Raw genomic sequence first — 3,204 nt, 5'->3', positions numbered from 1 at the left:
CGCGCGCCGATGGCCCCGCCGATGCGCCGGCTGGAGGAGCGCCCGGCGACGGCTGCTGCGCCGCGCCCGGCGCCCGCGGCCCCGCAGGCCCCTGCCGCGGTGGTGCGCCCCTTCCCCCGTGCCACCGGGCGGAGCTGCTGCTGGCCGATCGGCGAGCCTGGCACCAGCGGCTTCCGCTTCTGCACCGAAGGCGCGATGGCCGGCAAGCCCTACTGCGCCGAGCATGCGGCGCTGGCCTATGTGAAGGTGCGCGACCGGCGCGAGGACGCGGCGTAGATTTTTCCCCACGAAACCGCTGCGCGGCTTCGTGGGGCCCCGGAAAGCCGCTCGGTGCCAGAGAGCCGGCACAGCCTTCCGCGGCAAGGCCGCGGAAGGGCACCAGGCTACCCCCGATACCCCTCGACGATCGCCACATCGCCCTCGCTCGCCGCCTGCCGCAGCGCGATGAGCGGCGCGTACTCGGCGCTGTCGTAGAAGCCGCGCAGCTTCGCCATGTCGGGGAATTCCAGCACCACCATCCGGGCGAAGACCGGCGCGCCCTCCAGCGGCGTCACCGCCCCGCCGCGGATCAGGTAGCGGCCGCCATGGGCGGCGATCAGCGCGCGACCTTGTCGCGGTACTCGGCGAATTTCACCGGGTCCTTCACCCGGAGATTGGCGACCAGATAAGCGGGCATCGGCGTTTCCTCCCATGGAGCGTGACCGGTCGAGGCCGGATCGGCCGGAGCCGTGACTCACGCGACCGGACATTGCACCGGAGCGGGATGGATGAGCGAAGCTCAACCGCTCCAGCCTCTCATTGCAGCGCGGCCTGCCAGGCGCGGGCCAGCCTCTCCAGCTCCGCCGCATTCTCCTGGCTGCTGCCCGGCCGGTCGAAACCCGTGAGGCCGGCGGCGGCGATGTCGCGCCGCACCGCCGCGTTCAGCACCCAGGAGAGGGGCGGCTTTACCCCCTCCGTCCCCGCACCGAGCGCGAAGAGCGCGAAATGCTGTCCTGCCCCGCCGCAATAGCGCCGCGCCATCTCCAGCGCCCCGCCATTCGCCCGCTCCCCCCGCACCGCCGCCAGCGCGCCGACCGGGGAGGTGAGGAAATCCAGTGGCGAGGGCCGGCTGTGCGCCACCGCCGCCGGCTGCACCACCGGCTGGAAGCCGGGCGGCAGCGGGCCGCAGCGCGGCAATTCCTCGCGCGCGATGTCCGGGTCGCTCACCACCTGGATGACGAAGAGCTCGAGCCGCGTCCCCGCCAGCCTTCCGGCCTGCAGCAGCCGCGCATGCGCCTGGGCCAGCGCCTCCGCCGCGGCGCGGGCGGCGACGGCGCCCTGGTTGTCGTGGTAGCCGCCATCGACGAGCTGGCCGAAGCGCCGCCCCTCCCGGTCCCGCAGCAGGCCGGGGGCGGTCACATAGGGGAAGCGCGCGCTGTTGCTGGCGGCGACGGAGAAGGGCAGGTCGGCGCCCAGCGTGGCGATCACGTCGATCGCCTCCGGCAATGCCCCGCGGAGATCGGCCGGCGCCGTCACCGCCAGCCGCCCGCTTTCCTGATGCGTGCCGCCGGTGAGCAGCAGCGGCAGGCGGAGCGTCCCGTCCGGCGCGAGGCTGCGGGCCAGCAGCGGCGCCGCCAGCCCCCCCTCCCCTGCCCCGGCGAAGGCGGCTTCCCAGGCGCGCTCCAGCCGCACGCTGCGATCCGCGGGCCAGAGCCCGGCCCAGCCCGCCACGGCCGAAACCGGGCCGAACACCCGCCATACGCCATCGCCGAGGAAGAGGCCCGCCAACGGCGGCGCCAGGAAATCCTGGCCGAGCCCCTCCCGCAGCCGCTTGAGCCGCGCATCGCGCGCCGCCGCCTCCTGCACCGCGCCGCAGCGCAGGCCGGACTGGTCGAGCGTCGCCACATAGGCCGCCGAGCCGAGCGCCCCGCCGGAGATGCCGCTGATGGCGAAGAGATGCCGCCCCGGCTGCAGGCCGAGCTGCGTCTCCAGCGCCTCCATCACCGCAGCAGTCCAGAGCGCGGCGCGGCTGGCGCCGCCGGCATTGGCCACCACCACGGCGCGGATCGCCTTCTCCGCCCCCTCCCCTTCCGGCACCGCGCAATGCTGCAGCCAGTGCTCGGCAGCCGCGGCGAGCTCCGGCCGCGCCGGGGCGGGCGCCGCCGCGTGCCGCACCAGCGTGTTCACCGTGACGCCGGCGGCGCCGAGGATGAGGAGCAGCAGGAAGAACATCGCCGGCCAGCGCCAGGCCGCCGCCACCAGCCCCACCGGCGCCGCCAGCAGCGTCAGCAGCGCGGCCAGGCCGAACAGCGCGGTGGGCGCGGCGCCGAAGGTCTGGGCGAGGATGCTGGGCCACTCCGCGCCGATCAGCACGCCGATGATGGCCAGCAGGAAGGCGGCCAGCAGCGGCCGGATCAGCGGCAGGTCGAAGGGCAGGCAGGCGCGGGCCAGGGCCAGCCAGGCGCGGGTTCCCACCGGGCGCTGCGGCTTGCGGAATTGCAGCGCCTCATCCGCCAGCACGCCCTCGAGGTTGAGGAAACGGCCCATCCGCCGCGCCCGCCGTCCCCGCAGCACGCTGCGCCGGAAGGCGGCCAGGGCGACGAGCGAGGCCCCGACCAGCAGCAGCCCGACCAGCAGGGTCAGGGCGACCCAGAGGGGCAGCATCCGCCGGGCCAGGAACAGGCAGAGCAGCGCCGCGACGGCCGGCGCCACGGCGACGATGCGCGGCAGGGCGCGCCACCACCAGCCGGCGCAGACCTCCTCCACCCCCGGCAGCGCCGCCTGCCAGGCGAGGTTGAGCGACCAGCGCGCCCAGAACCAGGCGCCGATGCCGGTGAGGTGGACGGCGACCAGCAGGGCCAACACGCGGCCCGGGCCATCGATGCCGGCCAGCAGGAAGCGCGTCTGCTCCGGCCCCGCCAGGGCGAAGCAGGCGATGATGGCGAAACCCGCCGGCACCCGCGCATGCCAGAGGGCGCGACGCAGCCCGACCGAGGCGGCAAGGCCGCCGACGAGGATGAAAGAGCCGAGCAGCCAGAGCAGCGGCCCGTATTCCACCAGCCAGCTTGTCCTCGCCTCAGGCATTGGCCGGCCCCCCTCCCGCCGTGTTGCGGGCAGGATAGGCGGAACCCGCGGCGGGCCGCCATCGGCCGCGACGGCGCAGCGCGACCGGACCCGGGCCTCCGGTATCTTCGCCCTCCCGGCGGAACCCGGCCTGCCCGTTGA

At 75.2% G+C, this 3,204-nt stretch carries 3 protein-coding genes; 1 reads left to right on the top strand and 2 read right to left on the bottom strand.

Annotation, left to right across the window (positions count from 1 at the left end; all coding sequences use genetic code 11):
* Window positions 1-276: GcrA family cell cycle regulator (locus NJ376_RS26045; protein ID WP_252956286.1), on the top strand; the 276-nt coding region annotated here is incomplete at its 5' end.
* Window positions 277-383: 107 nt separating this feature from the next.
* Here the strand turns inward: NJ376_RS26045 and NJ376_RS28905 are convergent.
* Together NJ376_RS28905 and NJ376_RS26035 are read right to left on the bottom strand one after the other, a co-directional pair.
* Window positions 384-692, bottom strand: coding sequence for a DUF1330 domain-containing protein (locus NJ376_RS28905; RefSeq protein ID WP_256476600.1), 309 nt, complete (start codon window positions 690-692; stop codon window positions 384-386).
* Between the two features lie 103 nt (window positions 693-795).
* Window positions 796-3,063, bottom strand: a complete 2,268-nt coding sequence (locus NJ376_RS26035) for a hypothetical protein (protein WP_252956284.1) — start codon at window positions 3,061-3,063, stop codon at window positions 796-798.
* Window positions 3,064-3,204: the final 141 nt, after the last annotated feature.

The organism is Siccirubricoccus soli (assembly GCF_024178315.1).
GTDB classification, from domain to species: Bacteria; Pseudomonadota; Alphaproteobacteria; order Acetobacterales; family Acetobacteraceae; genus Siccirubricoccus; species Siccirubricoccus soli.
The sequence above is the reverse complement of the archived record's forward strand: the minus strand, read 5'-3'. Positions and strand labels throughout refer to the sequence as shown.

Excerpts from the sequence above, each read along its gene's own strand:
- NJ376_RS26035 (WP_252956284.1), bottom strand. The coding sequence starts at position 3,063 with ATGCCTGAGGCGAGGACAAGCTGGCTGGTGGAATACGGGCCGCTGCTC.
- NJ376_RS28905 (WP_256476600.1), bottom strand. The coding sequence starts at position 692 with ATGGGAGGAAACGCCGATGCCCGCTTATCTGGTCGCCAATCTCCGGGT.